The following is a 17,015-nucleotide window of genomic DNA, read 5'->3' as shown; positions in this document are numbered from 1 at the left end:
TGAAGCCGGCTGGTTCATGCGCAACGTTTTGTCTTAGTGTCCTGTGGGCCAGAACGGCGACAGGCATGGTCGCCAGGCAACCGGATCAGTATCCTAGCACCTCCTGGCCCGCCGACGCTAAACCCAGCGGGCCGCCGAACAGGTTAAACACCTTATGAATGCTCTAGCCCGCCGCGCCGCTGGCCTGTTGCTCGGCACGCTCTGCCTGCCGCTTGCGGCCTTCGCCGCCGATGTGCAACCCACCCACGAATTCATCCTCGACAATGGCCTGAAGGTGGTCGTGCGCGAAGACCATCGCGCCCCGGTGGTGGTCTCGCAGATCTGGTACAAGGTCGGCTCCAGCTACGAAACCCCGGGCCAGACCGGTTTGTCCCATGCGCTGGAACACATGATGTTCAAGGGCAGCGCCAAGGTCGGCCCCGGCGAAGCTTCGCGCATCCTGCGTGACCTGGGTGCCGAAGAAAACGCCTTTACCAGCGACGACTACACCGCCTATTACCAGGTGCTGGCCCGCGACCGCCTGCCGGTCGCCCTGGAGCTGGAGGCCGACCGCCTGGCCAGCCTGCGCCTGCCGGCCGACGAGTTCAGCCGTGAAATCGAGGTAATCAAGGAAGAACGCCGCCTGCGCACCGACGATCAGCCCAACTCCAAGGCGTTCGAGCTGTTCCGCGCCATGGCCTACCCCGCCAGCGGCTATCACACGCCGACCATCGGCTGGATGGCGGATCTGGAGCGCATGAAGGTCGAGGAACTGCGCCACTGGTATGAATCCTGGTACGCCCCCAACAATGCCACCCTGGTGGTGGTCGGCGATGTCACCGCTGACGAGGTCAAGGGCCTGGCGCAGAAGTACTTCGGCAGCATTCCAAAGCGTGCCGTACCGCCGGCCAAGCTGCCACTGGAGCTGGCCGAGCCTGGCCAGCGCCAGCTGACCCTGCACGTACGCACCCAGCTGCCCAGCCTGATCTATGGTTTCAACGTGCCCGGCCTGCCCACCGCCAAGGACCCGCGCACTGTGCATGCCCTGCGCCTGATCTCGGCACTGCTCGACGGCGGCTACAGCGCCCGCATGCCGGCACGCCTGGAGCGTGGCCAGGAGTTGGTGGCCGGCGCCTCGTCCAGCTACAACGCCTTCACCCGCGGCGACAGCCTGTTCCTGATCTCGGCCACGCCGAATGTGCAAAAGCAGAAAACCCTCGACGATGTCGAGAAAGGCATCTGGCAGTTGCTTGAAGAACTCAAGACCACCCCGCCCAGCGCTGAAGAGCTCGAACGCGTGCGCGCCCAGGTCATTGCCGGCCTGGTCTACGACCGCGACTCCATCAGCAGCCAGGCCACCACCATCGGCCAGCTGGAAACCGTCGGCCTGTCCTGGAAACTGATCGACAGCGAGCTGGACGAGCTCAAGCGTGTCACCCCGCAGGACATCCAGAACGCCGCGCGCACCTATTTCACCCGTGAACGCCTGAGCGTTGCCCATGTACTGCCCGAGGAGTCCGCTCATGAGTGATCGTCGCGCACCGCGCCCAACCCTGCTGGCCACGGGCATCCGCGCCCTGGCACTGGCGGCAGTGCTGGCCGCCCCGGCCATGGCCGACAACGCCGCCAAGGCGGACACCAGCGCCGCCCGCCCGGCCAACACCTTGCAGTCGCTGGCCGAGCTGGATGGCAAGGCACCCAGCCGACGCCAGCTGAACATCCAGCACTGGAGCACCGCTGAGGGTGCCCGGGTGTTGTTCGTGGAGGCCCGCGAACTGCCGATGTTCGACCTGCGCGTCACCTTCGCCGCCGGCAGCAGCCAGGACGCCGGAACACCCGGTTTGGCGGCACTGACCAACGCCATGCTCAACGAGGGTGTGGCCGGCAAGGACGTGACCGCCATCGCCGAAGGTTTCGAAGGCCTGGGCGCAGACTTTGGCAACGGCTCCTACCGCGACATGGCCGTGGCATCGCTGCGCAGCCTCAGCATCAAGGACAAGCGCGAACCTGCGCTCAAGCTGTTTACCGAAGTGGCCGGCAAGCCGACCTTCCCTGAGGACGCCCTCAAGCGCATCAAGAACCAGATGCTGGCCGGCTTCGAATACGAGAAGCAGAACCCCGGCAAAATCGCTGGCAAGGCGCTGTTCGGCAACCTCTATGGTGACCACCCTTACGCCCACCCAAGCGATGGCACCGCAGACACCATCAACGGCATTACCCTGGCACAACTGCGCGCCTTCCACGCCAAGGCTTATACCGGCGGCAACGCAGTAATCGCCCTGGTCGGCGACCTCAGCCGTGCCGAGGCCGAAGCCATCGCCGCCCAGGTTTCCGCGGGCCTGCCCAAGGGCCCGGCGCTTGCCGCACCGGCCCAGCCCAGTGAAGCCAAGGCCGGCCTGACCCACATCGACTTCCCGTCCAAACAGACTCACCTCATGCTGGCCGAGCTTGGTATCGACCGCCAGGACCCGGATTGGCCAGCCTTGTCGCTGGGTAACCAGATCCTCGGTGGTGGCGCCTTCGGTACCCGGCTGATGAGCGAAGTGCGTGAAAAGCGTGGCCTGACCTACGGCGTGTACTCGGTGTTCAGCCCCATGCAGGTGCGCGGCCCGTTCATGATCAACCTGCAGACCCGTGCCGAGCTCAGTGAAGGCACGCTCAAGCTGGTGCAGGACATTCTTGCCGACTACCTCAAGACAGGCCCCACCCAGCAAGAGCTGGACGACGCCAAGCGCGAACTGGCCGGCAGCTTCCCGCTGTCCAATGCCAGCAACGCCAGCATCGTCGGCCAGTTGGGCGCAATCGGCTTCTACAATCTGCCACTGACCTGGCTGGAGGACTTCATGCAGCAGTCCCAGGCCCTCACCGTCGAGCAGGTCAGGGCGGCCATGAACAAACACCTGTCAGCCGATAAACTGGTGATCGTCACCGTAGGCCCGAAAGTGCCACAAAAACCGCTGCCAGCACCCACTGACAAGCCCTCCGAGCAAGCGCTCGGGGTACCGGAGCACTAATGCCAAGATCCACCCCTCCCGCCCGCCCGCAATCGGGCCAAAGCAAGGGCCAGGGCCACCTGCGCATCATCGCCGGCGAGTGGCGTAGCCGCCGCCTGGCGGTACCGGAAGGCGAAGGCCTGCGGCCAACGCCTGACCGCGTGCGCGAAACCCTGTTCAACTGGCTGGCGCCGCACATCGAGGGTGCCCGGGTACTGGATGCCTTCACCGGCAGCGGCGCCCTGGTGCTCGAGGCCCTGTCTCGCGGCGCCAAGGATGCCGTGGCACTGGACAGCAACCCGGCGGCGATCGGCAACCTGAAGAACAACCTCGAGATCCTGCGTTGCCCGCGCGGGCAAATCCTGCAAACCGATGCCCTGCGCTACCTGCAAGGCCCGGCCAAGCAGCAGTTTGACGTGGTGTTCCTCGACCCACCGTTCCACCAGGACCTGCTGGCCAACACCTGCAACCTGCTGGAGCAGAACCAGTGGCTGGGCGAACAGGCGCTGATCTACACCGAAAGCGAAGCGGCGCCGTCGACGCTGCCGATGCCCGGCAACTGGCGCCTGCACCGCGAGAAGAAAACCGGCCAGGTGCATTACGCGCTCTGGCAGCGAGGATGACCCCGTAAACCGGGTTTGGCTTACTTAGTTACCGCACTCCCACCGCCTGCGTGGCTGAAGCTGCTCCTTTGTTTCTTGAAGGAGCACTTCAACCATGACCGAACGCCCCTCCCCGCCCACACCGGCTAGCCGGGTAAATGCCTTTACCCTCGCCAATGGCCTGCGCGTCTGTCTGCGTGAAGACAACCGCGCACCTCTGGTCAGCGTGCAGCTTTGGTATCACGTGGGTTCCAGCTACGAGCCCGAAGGCCACACCGGCCTGTCACATGCCCTTGAACATTTGTTGTTCGAAGGCAGCAGCAAACTGGCCGGAGGCCAATACTCCGCCCTCATGACCCACTTGGGTGGTGAGGCAAATGCATTCACCCTCACGGATGCCACAGCCTTTCCGCTGACGTTGCCCGCCAGCCGCCTGGAGATCGCCCTGGAAGCCATGGCCGATATCATGGCCAGCGCCACCCTCAGCGATGCACCTTTTGCCCGCGAACTGGCGGTTGTCATGGCCGAGCGACGCGAGGATATCGATAACGACCCATGGTCGCTGGCCCTGGAACATCACCTGCTGCTGGCCTATGACAACAGCGGCTATGGCACGCCCGTGATCGGCTACAAGACCGACCTCGGCCACATGACACCTGCCGCGGCACGCACGTGGTACCGGACCTGGTACCACCCCAACAACGCGACGCTGGCAGTGGCCGGCGACATTACCTTGGCGCAACTGCAAACGCTGGTAACGCGACACTTTGCAACGATCCCCGCTCATCGCCTGCCGGCCCGGCAAATACCTGTAGAGCCCTCCAGCCTGGTTCGGCGCGTTCAAACCTTGCGCCAGCACGGCCTGCGCACGGGCGTGATCATCAGTTTCAACCTCCCCAGTCAATGCACCGCCCTGTCTGACTCACAAGCGTATGCACTGCGTCTGCTGCCCCAGATTCTTGCCCAAGGCCAGGCGAGCATCCTCCAGCGCCTGCTCGTGCGCGATGAACCGGTACTGCAAGGTGTGTGGTCGGACTATGAGCCCTGGCAACGTGGTGACAGCCTGCTGACGTTTTACGCGTTCTGCAGCCCGCAGGTTGCACCCGAGGCGGCGGCAGAACGGCTGCTGATGGAAATCGAAGCGTTCCGCCAGTCAGCGCCCAGCAAAGAAGACCTCCAGCGCGCCAAGGCACGGCTTCTGGCCGAGCAATTATTCGACAGGGACGATATCAGCAAGCAGGCAGAAGCCATCGGCAAGCAGGCTGCCTGCGGCCTGGACCCTGTTGCACTGGAGGATGAACGGCACGCCATCGAAGCCGTGACAGCCGAGCAGGTCGGCCTGGCCGCCTATGACTTCCTGACCGAATCCCGGACCACCATCACCTTTACGCATCACAAGGCAAGCGCTGATGAATGACTCGAATTCAAATCCGCAACAACCCGCTGCAGACAACCCTGTTCATGGCGGGCTGGTTTCGGCACAGGGGGTTGATCTGGACCTCTTCGAACCTATTGATACCCAAATGCAGGAATGGACGACGGACAGCGGCACAGGGGTGAAATTCGTCGAGGCCCGGGGGCTGCCAATTGTCGATATCGTGCTGCGATTCAAGGCCGGTACGGTCCAGGACACCGTGCTCCCGGGCCTGGCATCCCTGGCGTTCTACATGCTCGACGAAGGCAGCCAGCAGCACACAGCCACCCAGCAAGCAGAGCAACTGGAGCGCCTGGGCGCGGTCATGGAAAAACAGATACGCCTGGAGCACGCGACCCTGAGCCTGCGAAGCTTGAGCACCGAAGCGCTGCTCGACCCGGCCCTGGCGCTTTTCATTGACGTTGTAGCACGCCCTGCCTTCACCGCTGACGCGCTAGCCAAGATAAAAAGCCAACTGCTGCGGCACAATGCATCTCGCGAGCACCACCCCCGCTTGAGGGCGCGTAGCGAAGCCTTTCGGCATATGTTCAGTGGTCATCAATATGGCAACCCATTGGGCAGCACTCAGCAAGGGATAGACCAGGCTACCCCTGAGGATCTGAGGCGCTTCCACCAACGCGCCTACTGCGCCAGTAACCTGGACATCGTAGTAGTGGGGGACCTTTCCCTTGCACAGGCCCAGGCCGTTTCACAACGGATCAGTCAGGCACTGCCGCAAGGCTGGTCCGCAATCGAGCTGCCGGCCGCCACTCCAGCAGCCGGCACCACGTTCAACGTCGAACAGCCTGGCGCGAGCAGTGCCGTCCTGATTGCACTACCCATGGGCGTGCCAGCCAATCATCCGGAATACCCGGCCATGGTGTTGGCCAATGAGGTATTGGGGTCGGGAATCGCGTCACGCTTGATGAATGAACTGCGGCACCGCCGCGGGTTGACGTATGGCATCTATACCCGGGTAAATGCATTGAGCGCTGGTGGCCTGTTCAGCGTCGAATGGGACATCGCGCCAGAGTACGTCGAAGGTTCCAACGTACTGGTAGAAACCTTGCTGCGCGAGTTCATCGACCAAGGGCCAACCCAGGCCGAGCTGCAAATGGCGTGCAAGCAACTGGCAGGGCAACTGCTGCGCGAGGTGGCACAGAACAAGAACCTGGCAGCCTTGCTCACGCACCTCACCTATCAACGCCAGCCCGCCAATTATCTCGACACCTGCATCGACCGCCTTGCCATGCTGACACCGGCAGATGTCCGCGCCGTCATGCAGCGCCGGCTTGATTTGAGCCAGGCAGTACGCGTCAGTGTCGGCCCACACGCCGAGCAACAAGCACTGCCAGCCACCGACCAATAGCGCAGGTACTGTGGCGCTTTTTCATGGCACTCTAGGCAGGCACATCACGAGTTGCCCAGCATGCCCAGCCCAAGCGCCACCTTCCGTCCGGCCATCGGCCTGTCCAATCCCCACCTGCAGACCTTGTGGGGCCCGCTGTGGCGCAAGCTGCCTGAGCTGCAGCGCAACCGCGAGCGCCTGTGGCTGGCCGACGGCGACTTCATCGACCTCGACTGGCACGGCCCGCACCAGCCACATGCGCCACTGGTGCTGGTGCTGCATGGGCTGACCGGTTCGTCTCAATCACCCTACGTGAAAGGCTTGCAGCAAGCGTTGCAAGGTCGCGGCTGGGCCAGCGTGGCGGTGAACTGGCGTGGTTGTTCAGGCGAGCCCAACCTGTTGCCGCGCAGCTACCATTCCGGCGCCAGCGAAGACCTGGCAGAAATTGTCAGCCACCTGCGCGCCCAGCGCCCGTTGGCGCCGCTGTATGCGGTGGGTTACTCGCTGGGTGGCAATGTGCTGTTGAAATACCTGGGCGAAAGCGGCGTTGCCAGCCAGCTGGAGGCGGCAGTTGCCGTGTCGGTGCCCTTTCGCCTGGACCACTGTGCCGACCGTATCGGCCAGGGGTTCTCCAAGGTGTATCAGGCGCATTTCATGCGCGAGATGCTGGCGTATGTTCAGCTCAAGCAGCGCCACTTCCACGACCAGGGCCAGCATGAGCGGCTGGCGGCGCTGGAGCGCCTGGGGCAGCTGGGCAACTTGCGCACGTTCTGGGATTTCGACGGCAAGGTCACTGCACCGCTCAACGGCTTTCGCGATGCGCACGACTACTATCGCCGCTCATCGAGCCACTTCTTCCTCGGCCAGAACCGCACGCCGACGCTGATCATCCACTCCAGCGATGACCCGTTCGTGTCCGGCCATAGCCTGCCTACGGCCCGTGAACTGGCACCCCAGACCCGCTTCGAACTGCACCGCCGCGGCGGGCATGTGGGCTTTGTCGATGGCAGCCTGCGTAACCCTGGGTACTACCTGGAGCGGCGGATTCCGCAGTGGCTAGTAGACGGCCAGTGACTGAAGGCCTGCCCAACACCCTGTGGGAGCGGGTTCACCCGCGAAGAATCCGGCGCGGAGGATGGCACCGGCTTCGCCGGTGTTCGCGGGTAAACCCGCTCCCACAAGAGCCAAGATAGCCTTGCAGAGCGCGCTTGCTTACTCGCCGGTGGCCACGGCATGCTGCGGGTTGTTGATCCACTCGCTCCACGACCCCGCATACAGCTTGCCCAGCGGGTACCCCGCCAGTGCCATGGCAAACAGGTTATGGCAAGCCGTCACCCCTGATCCGCAGTAAGACACCAGCTGCTCCGGCGCCCGCCCACCGAGCTTTTCGGCAAAACGCTGCTTGAGCTGATCCGCTGGCAGAAAGCGCCCATCTGCCCCAATGTTGTCGGTAAACGCCGCGCACTGGGCCCCGGGAATATGCCCCGCCACCGGGTCGATCGGCTCCACTTCACCGCGAAACCGCGGCAAGGCTCGCGCATCGATCAAGGTCAGGTCTGGGCTACCCAGGCGCTTGCCCAAGTGGTCGGCATCGATCAGCAACTTGGCATCCGGCTCACCACTGAAGGTGCCTTCGCGTTTGGGCGGTGAGTCCAGGCTCAACGGCAGGTGCGCCGCATGCCAGGCCTTCAGGCCACCATCGAGGATCGCCACGCCGTTGCGCTTGCCCAACCAGGCCAGCAGCCACCAGGCCCTGGCCGCAAAGGCGCCGGGGCCGTCGTCGTAAAGCACCACCTCGCTGTCGTTGTCCAGGCCCCACTCGCGCAGACGCTCCACCAGCCGGTGCGCATCGGGCAATGGATGGCGCCCGGTGCGCCCCTTGCTCACCGGCCCGCTGAGGTCGCGGTCCAGGTCGGCGAAATGCGCCCCGGCGATATGGCCCTGGGCATAGCTGCGTTGGCCATAGTCCACATCCTCGAGGGCAAAGCGACAGTCGAGGATCACCAACTTGGGCGAGCCCAGACGCTCGGCCAACTGCTGCGGGGTGATCAATTGCGCAAGGGGCATGACAATCTCCTGATCGATGGCACTAGGGCCCTGGGTTACGTTTCCAGAGCCTGGTTGAACGGTACATGGAATTCCTGGCACAGGGCGTCAACAGCAGTGCGCGCACTCTCGGTGACGTAGCCGAGTTCCAGCACCAGCACCTGGTAGACGCCCCGCTTGAAGGCTTCTTCACCCAGGTGCGCGGAATGTTCACGCGTCGTGCTTAGAAAACGAACCCAGGACGTCAGCACAATCCAGGCATTGATGGTCAGCGATTCGATTTGCGCCGGCACCATGGCCAGGATGCCCGCGTCGACAAAGCCGCGGTAGATCGCCTGGCCCTGGCGCAGGCAGCGCTCGGAAAAACGCCGGTAACGGGCGGCAAGTTCTGCATCGCTGTCCAGCAGGTGCTCCAGGTCGCGGTGCAGAAAGCGGTAGTTCCACATCGCCGCCAACAGGGCCTTGAGGTAGAAGCGCTTGTCTTCCACGGTTGCCTTGCGGCCTTGCGGCGGGCGCAAGAAGCTGTCTACCAGTTCTTCATACTGGCTGAACAACAGGGCAATGATCGCCTGCTTGTTGGGGAAGTGGTAATACAGGTTGCCGGGCGAGATTTCCATGTGTGCGGCGATGTGGTTGGTACTGACGCTGCGTTCGCCCTGCTGGTTGAACAGCTCCAGGCTGTTCTGCACGATGCGCTCTCGGGTCTTCATGCGCGGGGCCATGCTCAGCTCCCAGTCTGCAGGCATTCATCAAAGGGTCATCTTACGGCGTATTACAGGTGGAAGCACCGTTCGGCGGCACGGAAAAAGTCGTACCATCGTGCAGACTAGAGTATAGGCTCTAGAAACTCACTGCCCGGATCAGACGCTGCCATGAACGCGCCCAGTGCCTTGCCCCCTGTGCCATCCGACCTCGACCTCGCGGCGGTGTTCGCTGCCCAGCGCCAGGCCTTTGCCGGCGCCCCCCTGCCGCCGGTTGCCCAGCGCCTGCAATGGCTAAGAAGCCTGCGCGAAGCCTTGCTGGCCGGCCAGGCTGGATTGATCGAGGCCATCAGCGAGGACTTTGGCGGGCGTAGCGCCGACGAAACCCTGTTGGCCGAGCTGCTGCCCTCGATACAGGGCCTGCGCCACGCCGAAAGGCACTTGCACCGCTGGATGCGCGCAAGCCCGCGGCGTGTTGGCCTGGCCTTTCAGCCGGCCAGCGCGCACGTGCGTTATCAGCCGCTCGGGGTGGTCGGTATCATCGTGCCGTGGAACTACCCGTTGTTCCTCGCCATCGGCCCGCTGACCTGCGCCCTGGCCGCCGGAAACCGGGTCATGCTCAAGCTCAGCGAAGCCACGCCCGCCAGTGCCCAGGCCGTGAAACACCTGCTGGAGCAGGTGTTTCCCACCGACCTGGTCAGTGTGGTGCTGGGCGAGGTAGAGGTTGGCCAGGCCTTCGCCCGCTTGCCCTTCGACCATCTGCTGTTCACCGGTGCCACCAGTGTGGGCCGGCAGGTCATGCTGGCGGCGGCGCAGAACCTCACCCCGGTCACCCTGGAGCTGGGCGGCAAGTCACCGGCCATCGTGTCGGCCGACGTGCCGCTGGCCAGCGCCGCCGAGCGCATCGCCTTCGGCAAGACCCTGAACGCCGGCCAGACCTGCGTCGCCCCCGACTATGTGCTGGTGCCACGCGACCGGCTGGCCGCCTTCAGCGACGCCTACCAGCGCGCCGTGCGCCGCCTGTACCCACGCATTGCCGACAACCCCGACTACACCGCCATCATCAACCCCCGCCAGCTGCAGCGCTTGCAGCACCTGCTGGACGATGCCCGCGACAAAGGTGCGCAGGTGCTTGACCTGTACCCTGGTGAAACCCGCCAGGGCCGGCGCCTGCCACCCCACCTGCTGCTGGACGTGAACGACAGCATGCAGGTGATGCAGGACGAAATCTTCGGCCCGCTGCTGCCGCTGGTGCCCTACGACAGCCTCGACCAGGCGCTGGCTTACATCAACCAACGCCCGCGCCCTCTGGCGCTGTACTACTTCGGTTACGACCGGGCCGGGCAGGAACATGTGCTGCGCAATACCCACTCCGGCGGGGTATGCCTGAACGACACCCTGCTGCATGTAGCCCAGGACGATCTGCCCTTCGGCGGCATCGGCCCGTCGGGCATGGGCCACTACCATGGCCACGACGGTTTTCTGACCTTCAGCAAGGCCAAGGGGGTACTCGCCAAGCAACGCTTCAACGCCGCACGGCTGATCTACCCACCTTACGGCAAAACCTTGCAGCGCCTGGTCTACAAGCTGTTCATCCGCTAACCACCTGCCCGTGCACTGCCCCGTGGCACACAGCGCATGACAACGAATACGGCGCCTGTCTATAGTGCCATCAGCTGGCCGCATGACTTGGCCGGGCGCAATCGCTGCGCTACCATCCGACTCCCCAACGCACTCCAGCCAGGATGACGCGATGAACCGAGTGTTGTACCCGGGTACTTTCGACCCCATTACCAAAGGCCATGGAGACCTGGTCGAGCGCGCCTCGCGCTTGTTCGACCACGTGATCATCGCGGTGGCGGCCAGCCCGAAGAAAAACCCCCTGTTCCCGCTGGAGCAGCGGGTGGCGCTAGCCCGTGAGGTCACCAAGCACCTGCCCAATGTCGAAGTCATCGGCTTCTCCTCCCTGTTGGCGCATTTCGCCAAGGAACAGGGCGCCAACGTCTTCCTGCGTGGCCTGCGTGCGGTGTCCGACTTCGAGTACGAGTTCCAGCTGGCGAACATGAACCGGCAACTGGCCCCCGATGTCGAGAGCCTGTTCCTGACGCCTTCGGAGCGTTATTCGTTCATTTCCTCGACCCTGGTCCGGGAAATCGCTGCACTGGGCGGTGATATCAGTAAATTCGTCCACCCGGTGGTGGCCGAAGCGCTGACTGAACGCTTCAAGAAAGCAAGCCCGAGCGCCTGATTATCGCGCCCGCGTGCACTGCGGGCGCGAATGCGGCACAATTGTGCCCATTGCGTTGAACATGCCCAGGCGATGAGCCCCGGCCGGAGTCCCCATGTCCCTGATAATCACCGACGATTGCATCAATTGCGACGTCTGCGAACCCGAGTGCCCGAACGAGGCCATCTCCCAAGGCGAAGAGATCTACGTGATCGACCCAAACCTGTGCACCCAGTGCGTGGGCCATTACGACGAGCCTCAGTGCCAGCAGGTGTGCCCGGTCGACTGCATCCCGCTGGATGAAGCGCACCCGGAAAGCGAAGAACAGCTGATGGCCAAGTACCGCCGGATTACCGGCAAGGCCTGATCGCCGTCTGGCAAGGGCTTCGCCCTTGTTCGCGGGTAAACCCGCTCCCACAGGTAACTCACTGGCCTACAGGCCTGCACCGTACCTGTGGGAGCGGGTTTACCCGCGAATTGGGCCGCAAAGCGGCCCCCAGCCTTACCGCTGGCAGCGCGGGCAATACACGCTCGCCCGCTGCCCCAGCTTCACCTCGCGCAACTCCGTGCCGCACACCTTGCACGGCTGCCCGCCTCGTCCGTAGACGAACAATTCCTGCTGGAAGTACCCCGGCTGCCCATCGCCACCGATGAAGTCGCGCAGGGTGGTACCACCGCGCTCGATCGCCGCCGCCAGCACCCGCTTGATCTCGATCGCCAGCTTCAGGTAGCGCGCCCGTGAAATCCCGCCCGCCTCCCGACGTGGGTCGATACCTGCGGCAAACAGCGCTTCGGTGGCGTAGATGTTGCCCACCCCCACCACCACCGCGTTGTCCATGATGAACGGTTTGACTGCCATCGACCGCCTGCGGGACAGCTGGAACAGGCGCTCACCGTCAAACAGATCCGTCAGCGGCTCAGGGCCGAGGCGCAGCAGTAGCTCGTGGTTCAGCGGGTCCAGGCTCCACAGCATGGCACCAAAGCGGCGCGGGTCGGTGTAGCGCAGCATCAGCCCCGACTCCAGCTCGATGTCGACATGTTCATGCTTGGCCGCCGGCAAACCCAGCTCGACCAGCCGCAAGTTGCCCGACATGCCCAGATGGCTGATCAGCGTACCAACCTCGGCATTGATCAACAGGTACTTGGCGCGCCGCTCGACACTGACAATGCGCTGCCCCGACAGGCGCACATCCAGGTCTTCCGGGATTGGCCAGCGCAAGCGCCGGTCACGCACCACCACGCGGCTGACGCGCTGGCCCTCCAGGTGGGGCGCAATACCGCGCCGGGTGGTTTCAACTTCTGGCAATTCCGGCATGTGTCAGTGCCCGCTCAGCTCGCGAATGTTCTGTTTGAGGTTTTCGAAATCGTATTCCGACAGACCGATGTAATCGAGCACCAGCGGGCCGACCACGTTCCATTCGTGGTCCACCGCCTGGTTGCCGAGCACCCGGTAGGACGCGCAGATGTGCTCGGCCATCTTCAGTACCGCCAGCAGGTTTTTCAGCTGGCTCTGGGCATTGCGCGAGCTCTCGTCGCGGAACACCGCCAGGGCGTTGTGATGGTTGGCGATGGCTGCCGTGAGGTGCTCAGGCAGGCGCCACGACTTGGCGGTGAAATAACCGACCACCGAATGGTTGGTGTTGAACACGCGGTTTTCGGTGTCGACCACCCGCGTTTCTTCGTCGGCCTGGGCATAGGCCTGCACCAGCACATCCATATAGTCGGGGAAGCGCTTGAGCATCAGCGGCACGCCACAGTCATGGAACAGGCCCAGGGTGTAAGCCTCGTCCGCGGGCTGGATACCGGTGCGCTTGGCGAGCGTCAGGCAGGTCATCGCCACATCCTGGGCGGTGTCCCAGAAGCGGTTGAGGGTGACGATGGTCTCGTCGCTCATCTCGCCCTTGATCGATTGGGCATTGATCAGGTTGATGATCGAACGGCTGCCCAGGAGGTTCACCGCGCGCTGAATCGAGCCGATCTTGTTGGAAAGGCCGAAGTGCGGGGAATTGACCAGCTTGAGCAAGGCGCCCGAGAGCCCCGGGTCCTGGGAAATCAGCTTGGCGATGGTTTCCAGGTCCGGGTCAGGCATGTACTGCTCGAACTGCAGGTCGACCATGATCTGCGGTTGCGGCGGGATGGTGATGCCTTGCAAGGCTTGCTGGATCTGTTCGGCGCTGAGTTCTTGGGACATACGTGCACACTCGTTTAGGACCGGGGATTTTAACCCTCTCTGCGCTCGCCGTGACAGGTGCAGCGCCTGGGAAATCGAGCGCCGCGCGGGCGGCGCTCGATCTCCCAGGCGCTGCACCTCTAAAGGCGAAAGCACCGCAGACACGCTATACTCCCGCTCTTTTTTCCGGAGCGACGTCATGTCCCTGCCCAGCCTTCGCCTCAAAGCCAATGCCGACCGCCGCCTGCGCGCCGGCCACCTGTGGGTCTACAGCAACGAAGTCGACGTCACCGCGACCCCGCTGCAAGGCTTTCAGGCCGGTCAGCAGGCCGTTCTCGAGGCGGCCAACGGCAAGCCGCTGGGCATCGTCGCACTCAGCCCCAACAACCTGATCTGCGCCCGCCTGCTGTCGCGCGACATCAAGCTGCCGCTGGACAAGTCGCTGCTGGTGCACCGCCTGAACGTCGCCCTGTCGCTGCGCGAGCGCCTGTTCGACAAGCCGTGCTACCGCCTGGTCTACGGCGATTCCGACCTGCTGCCGGGCCTGGTGGTCGACCGCTTCTTCGACATCCTCGTGGTGCAATTGGCCTCGGCCACCATGGAAGCGCACAAGGACGACGTGATCGCGGCCCTGGTGCAGGTGCTCAAGCCCAGCGGCATCCTGTTCAAGAACGACTCCGCCGCGCGTGACGCCGAAGGCCTGCAGCGCTATGTCGAGACCGTCTACGGCGAAGTACCGGACTGGGTGGCGCTGGAAGAGAACGGCGTCAAGTTCGAAGCCCCGGTGCGTGAAGGCCAGAAAACCGGCTGGTTCTACGACCACCGCATGAACCGCGCGCGCCTGGCGCCGTACGTGAAAGGCAAGCGTGTACTCGACCTGTTCAGCTACATCGGTGGCTGGGGCGTGCAGGCCGGTGCCTTCGGCGCCAGCGAAGTGTTCTGTGTCGATGCCTCGGGCTTTGCCCTCGATGGCGTGGAGCGTAACGCGGCACTGAACGGCATCAGCGAGAAGCTGACCTGCATCGAAGGCGACGTGTTCGAAGCCCTGCGCGAGCTCAAGGCTGCCGAAGAGCGCTTCGACGTGATCATTGCCGACCCACCCGCCTTCATCAAGCGCAAGAAGGACCTGAAAAACGGCGAAGCGGCTTACCGCCGCCTGAACGAACAGGCCATGCGCATGCTGAACAAGGACGGCATCCTGGTCAGCGCTTCGTGCTCGATGCACTTGCCCGAGGACGACCTGAACAACATCCTGCTGACCAGCGCCCGCCACCTGGACCGCAACATGCAGCTGCTCGAGCGCGGCGGCCAGGGCCCGGACCACCCGGTGCACCCGGCCATCGCCGAAACCCGCTACATCAAGAGCATCACGTGCCGCTTGCTGCCAAATAGCTGATATCTGCTACAAAGGGCCGCCCAGCGGCCCTTTCCTGCTGCAAACTCCCCGCCAACCATCCATATCTGCATTCCCTCACCGCGCCAGCGGTGTAGAATCGGCCTATTCATCGCCAGTCATCCCCGGCGGGTTTATGAGCTCTGGCCAAGCACGCGGCGATCCCGTGCTGTCTTCGGCCCCATCCGTGCCAGTGGCAACCGGCCTGCGGCACAAAGGACAAGAGAAGCTCACTCCCCTTTATGTGACCTGATTAAGCCGCCAGGAGTGTTTCATGCCTGATTATCGTTCCAAGACTTCCACCCAAGGCCGCAACATGGCCGGCGCCCGTGCCCTGTGGCGCGCTACCGGGATGAAGGACGAAGATTTCAAGAAACCGATCATCGCCATCGCCAACTCGTTCACCCAGTTCGTCCCGGGCCACGTGCACCTGAAGGACCTGGGCCAGCTGGTTGCCCGCGAAATCGAACGCGCCGGTGGCGTGGCCAAGGAATTCAACACCATCGCGGTCGATGACGGCATCGCCATGGGCCACGACGGCATGCTGTACTCGCTGCCAAGCCGCGAGATCATTGCCGACGCCGTGGAATACATGGTCAACGCCCACTGCGCCGACGCCATCGTGTGCATCTCCAACTGCGACAAGATCACCCCCGGCATGCTGATGGCGGCCCTGCGCCTGAACATCCCGGTGATCTTCGTTTCCGGTGGCCCGATGGAAGCCGGCAAGACCAAACTGGCCAGCCACGGCCTGGACCTGGTCGACGCCATGGTCATCGCCGCCGACTCCACGGCGTCCGACGAAAAAGTCGCCGAATACGAGCGCAGCGCCTGCCCGACCTGCGGTTCGTGTTCCGGCATGTTCACCGCCAACTCGATGAACTGCCTGACCGAGGCCCTGGGCCTGGCCCTGCCGGGCAACGGTTCGACCCTGGCCACCCACGCCGACCGCGAGCAGCTGTTCCTCACTGCCGGCCGCACCATTGTCGAGCTGTGCAAGCGCTACTACGGCGAGAACGACGAGTCGGTCCTCCCGCGCAGCATCGCCAACTTCAAGGCGTTTGAAAACGCCATGATGCTGGACATCGCCATGGGCGGCTCGACCAACACCATCCTGCACCTGCTGGCCGCAGCCCAGGAAGGCGAAGTCGAATTCGACCTGCGGGACATCGACCGCCTGTCGCGTAAAGTGCCGCAACTGTGCAAAGTGGCGCCGAACATCCAGAAGTACCACATGGAAGACGTGCACCGCGCCGGCGGCATCTTCAGCATCCTCGGTTCGCTGGCCCGTGGCGGCCTGTTGCACACCGACCTGCCGACCGTGCACAGCCGCAGCATGGAAGAAGCCATCGCCAAATGGGACATCACCCAGACCGATGACGAAGCCGTGCACACCTTCTTCAAGGCCGGCCCTGCCGGTATCCCGACCCAGACTGCGTTCAGCCAGTCGACCCGTTGGGAAACCCTTGATGACGACCGCGAAAACGGCTGCATCCGCAGCTTCGAGCACGCCTACTCGCAAGAAGGCGGCCTGGCTGTGCTGTACGGCAACATCGCCGTTGACGGTTGCGTGGTGAAAACCGCCGGTGTCGACGAATCGATCCACGTGTTCGAAGGCAATGCCAAGATCTTCGAGAGCCAGGACAGCGCCGTGCGCGGCATCCTCGCCGACGAAGTGAAGGCCGGCGACATCGTGATCATCCGCTACGAAGGCCCGAAAGGCGGCCCGGGCATGCAGGAAATGCTGTACCCGACCTCGTACCTGAAGTCCAAAGGCCTGGGCAAGGCCTGCGCCCTGCTCACCGACGGCCGCTTCTCGGGCGGCACCTCGGGCCTGTCGATCGGCCACGCCTCGCCGGAAGCCGCTGCTGGCGGCGCCATCGGCCTGGTCCGTGATGGCGACAAGGTGTTGATCGACATCCCCAACCGTTCGATCAACCTGCTGGTCAGCGACGAAGAGCTGGCCGAGCGCCGCATCGAGCAGGACAAGAAGGGCTGGAAGCCCGCTGAAGTGCGCCCACGCAAGGTGACCACCGCGCTGAAGGCCTACGCCCTGCTGGCGACCAGTGCCGACAAGGGTGCGGTGCGCAACAAGGCGATGCTGGAAGGGCTCTGAGGCTTTTTTAGCGTGAAAGAAGAACC

15 protein-coding genes are annotated in these 17,015 nt (G+C 63.8%); 11 read left to right on the top strand and 4 right to left on the bottom strand.

The features are described from left to right. Window positions 1–154 precede the first annotated feature (154 nt). From N805_RS23755 to N805_RS23730, 6 genes are all read left to right on the top strand, one after another. Window positions 155–1,510 (top strand): M16 family metallopeptidase, encoded by a 1,356-nt coding sequence (locus tag N805_RS23755; RefSeq protein ID WP_019473528.1) that lies wholly within the window; start codon window positions 155–157, stop codon window positions 1,508–1,510. Continuing rightward, window positions 1,503–2,993 (top strand): M16 family metallopeptidase, encoded by a 1,491-nt coding sequence (locus N805_RS23750; protein ID WP_028614100.1) that lies wholly within the window; start codon window positions 1,503–1,505, stop codon window positions 2,991–2,993. Before N805_RS23755 ends, N805_RS23750 begins: the two co-directional genes overlap by 8 nt. Next, the gene (gene rsmD, locus N805_RS23745; RefSeq protein ID WP_019473221.1) at window positions 2,993–3,595 is read left to right on the top strand and encodes a 16S rRNA (guanine(966)-N(2))-methyltransferase RsmD; all 603 of its coding nucleotides are present in this window, start codon (window positions 2,993–2,995) and stop codon (window positions 3,593–3,595) included. Before N805_RS23750 ends, rsmD begins: the two co-directional genes overlap by 1 nt. Before the next feature lie 94 nt (window positions 3,596–3,689). Then, window positions 3,690–4,991 (top strand): M16 family metallopeptidase, encoded by a 1,302-nt coding sequence (locus N805_RS23740; RefSeq protein ID WP_019473222.1) that lies wholly within the window; start codon window positions 3,690–3,692, stop codon window positions 4,989–4,991. Then, a complete protein-coding gene (locus N805_RS23735; protein ID WP_026034648.1) occupies window positions 4,984–6,357 on the top strand; it encodes a M16 family metallopeptidase in 1,374 nt (457 codons plus the stop codon). Before N805_RS23740 ends, N805_RS23735 begins: the two co-directional genes overlap by 8 nt. Window positions 6,358–6,417: 60 nt before the next feature. Then, window positions 6,418–7,410 carry a hydrolase gene (locus N805_RS23730; RefSeq protein ID WP_019473224.1) on the top strand — a complete coding sequence of 331 codons (993 nt, stop codon included), beginning with the start codon at window positions 6,418–6,420 and terminating at the stop codon, window positions 7,408–7,410. A 138-nt stretch (window positions 7,411–7,548) separates the two neighbouring features. Here the strand turns inward: N805_RS23730 and N805_RS23725 are convergent, their stop codons facing one another. Both N805_RS23725 and N805_RS23720 read right to left on the bottom strand, forming a co-directional pair. After that, window positions 7,549–8,403, bottom strand: a complete 855-nt coding sequence (locus N805_RS23725) for a sulfurtransferase (protein WP_019473225.1) — start codon at window positions 8,401–8,403, stop codon at window positions 7,549–7,551. A gap of 35 nt (window positions 8,404–8,438) precedes the next feature. Continuing rightward, entirely contained in the window at window positions 8,439–9,104 is a 666-nt protein-coding gene (locus tag N805_RS23720; RefSeq protein ID WP_026034649.1) for a TetR/AcrR family transcriptional regulator, read from the bottom strand. Window positions 9,105–9,254: 150 nt separating this feature from the next. Between N805_RS23720 and N805_RS23715 the strand changes: the two genes are divergently transcribed. The 3 genes from N805_RS23715 (at window position 9,255) to N805_RS23705 (ending at window position 11,677) form a co-directional block, all read left to right on the top strand. Next, entirely contained in the window at window positions 9,255–10,685 is a 1,431-nt protein-coding gene (locus N805_RS23715) for a coniferyl aldehyde dehydrogenase (protein WP_019473227.1), read from the top strand. Window positions 10,686–10,836: 151 nt separating this feature from the next. Then, entirely contained in the window at window positions 10,837–11,331 is a 495-nt protein-coding gene (coaD, locus tag N805_RS23710; protein ID WP_019473228.1) for a pantetheine-phosphate adenylyltransferase, read from the top strand. 94 nt (window positions 11,332–11,425) lie between these two features. Next, window positions 11,426–11,677: a YfhL family 4Fe-4S dicluster ferredoxin gene (locus N805_RS23705; protein ID WP_019473229.1), complete on the top strand. Its 252-nt coding sequence runs from the start codon at window positions 11,426–11,428 to the stop codon at window positions 11,675–11,677. Between the two features lie 135 nt (window positions 11,678–11,812). Here N805_RS23705 and mutM read toward each other — a convergent pair whose 3' ends face one another. Both mutM and N805_RS23695 read right to left on the bottom strand, forming a co-directional pair. Further along, window positions 11,813–12,625 (bottom strand): bifunctional DNA-formamidopyrimidine glycosylase/DNA-(apurinic or apyrimidinic site) lyase, encoded by an 813-nt coding sequence (mutM, locus tag N805_RS23700; RefSeq protein WP_019473230.1) that lies wholly within the window; start codon window positions 12,623–12,625, stop codon window positions 11,813–11,815. A 3-nt stretch (window positions 12,626–12,628) separates the two neighbouring features. After that, on the bottom strand, window positions 12,629–13,447 hold the full coding sequence (locus tag N805_RS23695; protein ID WP_177313769.1) for an HDOD domain-containing protein: 819 nt from the start codon (window positions 13,445–13,447) through the stop codon (window positions 12,629–12,631). 232 nt (window positions 13,448–13,679) lie between these two features. On the opposite strand from N805_RS23695, the gene N805_RS23690 reads away from it, so the two are divergent. Together N805_RS23690 and ilvD are read left to right on the top strand one after the other, a co-directional pair. Continuing rightward, window positions 13,680–14,876, top strand: a complete 1,197-nt coding sequence (locus N805_RS23690) for a class I SAM-dependent rRNA methyltransferase (protein WP_019473232.1) — start codon at window positions 13,680–13,682, stop codon at window positions 14,874–14,876. A gap of 271 nt (window positions 14,877–15,147) precedes the next feature. Continuing rightward, window positions 15,148–16,989 (top strand): dihydroxy-acid dehydratase, encoded by a 1,842-nt coding sequence (gene ilvD / locus N805_RS23685; RefSeq protein WP_019473233.1) that lies wholly within the window; start codon window positions 15,148–15,150, stop codon window positions 16,987–16,989. The last annotated feature ends 26 nt before the right edge of the window (window positions 16,990–17,015 follow it).

The sequence above is a fragment of the Pseudomonas putida S13.1.2 genome (assembly GCF_000498395.2).
Lineage (GTDB): Bacteria > Pseudomonadota > Gammaproteobacteria > Pseudomonadales > Pseudomonadaceae > Aquipseudomonas > Aquipseudomonas putida_Q.
This window is presented reverse-complemented; position numbering and strand designations above follow the sequence as displayed.

What these genes read in the sequence shown, in the direction of transcription:
- N805_RS23690 (WP_019473232.1), top strand. Translation starts at nt 13,680, where the DNA reads ATGTCCCTGCCCAGCCTTCGCCTCAAAGCCAATGCCGACCGCCGCCTG.
- N805_RS23750 (WP_028614100.1), top strand. Translation starts at nt 1,503, where the DNA reads ATGAGTGATCGTCGCGCACCGCGCCCAACCCTGCTGGCCACGGGCATC.
- N805_RS23720 (WP_026034649.1), bottom strand. Translation starts at nt 9,104, where the DNA reads ATGGCCCCGCGCATGAAGACCCGAGAGCGCATCGTGCAGAACAGCCTG.
- N805_RS23735 (WP_026034648.1), top strand. Translation starts at nt 4,984, where the DNA reads ATGAATGACTCGAATTCAAATCCGCAACAACCCGCTGCAGACAACCCT.
- N805_RS23755 (WP_019473528.1), top strand. Translation starts at nt 155, where the DNA reads ATGAATGCTCTAGCCCGCCGCGCCGCTGGCCTGTTGCTCGGCACGCTC.
- N805_RS23725 (WP_019473225.1), bottom strand. Translation starts at nt 8,403, where the DNA reads ATGCCCCTTGCGCAATTGATCACCCCGCAGCAGTTGGCCGAGCGTCTG.
- rsmD (WP_019473221.1), top strand. Translation starts at nt 2,993, where the DNA reads ATGCCAAGATCCACCCCTCCCGCCCGCCCGCAATCGGGCCAAAGCAAG.
- N805_RS23740 (WP_019473222.1), top strand. Translation starts at nt 3,690, where the DNA reads ATGACCGAACGCCCCTCCCCGCCCACACCGGCTAGCCGGGTAAATGCC.
- ilvD (WP_019473233.1), top strand. Translation starts at nt 15,148, where the DNA reads ATGCCTGATTATCGTTCCAAGACTTCCACCCAAGGCCGCAACATGGCC.
- coaD (WP_019473228.1), top strand. Translation starts at nt 10,837, where the DNA reads ATGAACCGAGTGTTGTACCCGGGTACTTTCGACCCCATTACCAAAGGC.
- N805_RS23730 (WP_019473224.1), top strand. Translation starts at nt 6,418, where the DNA reads ATGCCCAGCCCAAGCGCCACCTTCCGTCCGGCCATCGGCCTGTCCAAT.
- N805_RS23705 (WP_019473229.1), top strand. Translation starts at nt 11,426, where the DNA reads ATGTCCCTGATAATCACCGACGATTGCATCAATTGCGACGTCTGCGAA.
- mutM (WP_019473230.1), bottom strand. Translation starts at nt 12,625, where the DNA reads ATGCCGGAATTGCCAGAAGTTGAAACCACCCGGCGCGGTATTGCGCCC.
- N805_RS23715 (WP_019473227.1), top strand. Translation starts at nt 9,255, where the DNA reads ATGAACGCGCCCAGTGCCTTGCCCCCTGTGCCATCCGACCTCGACCTC.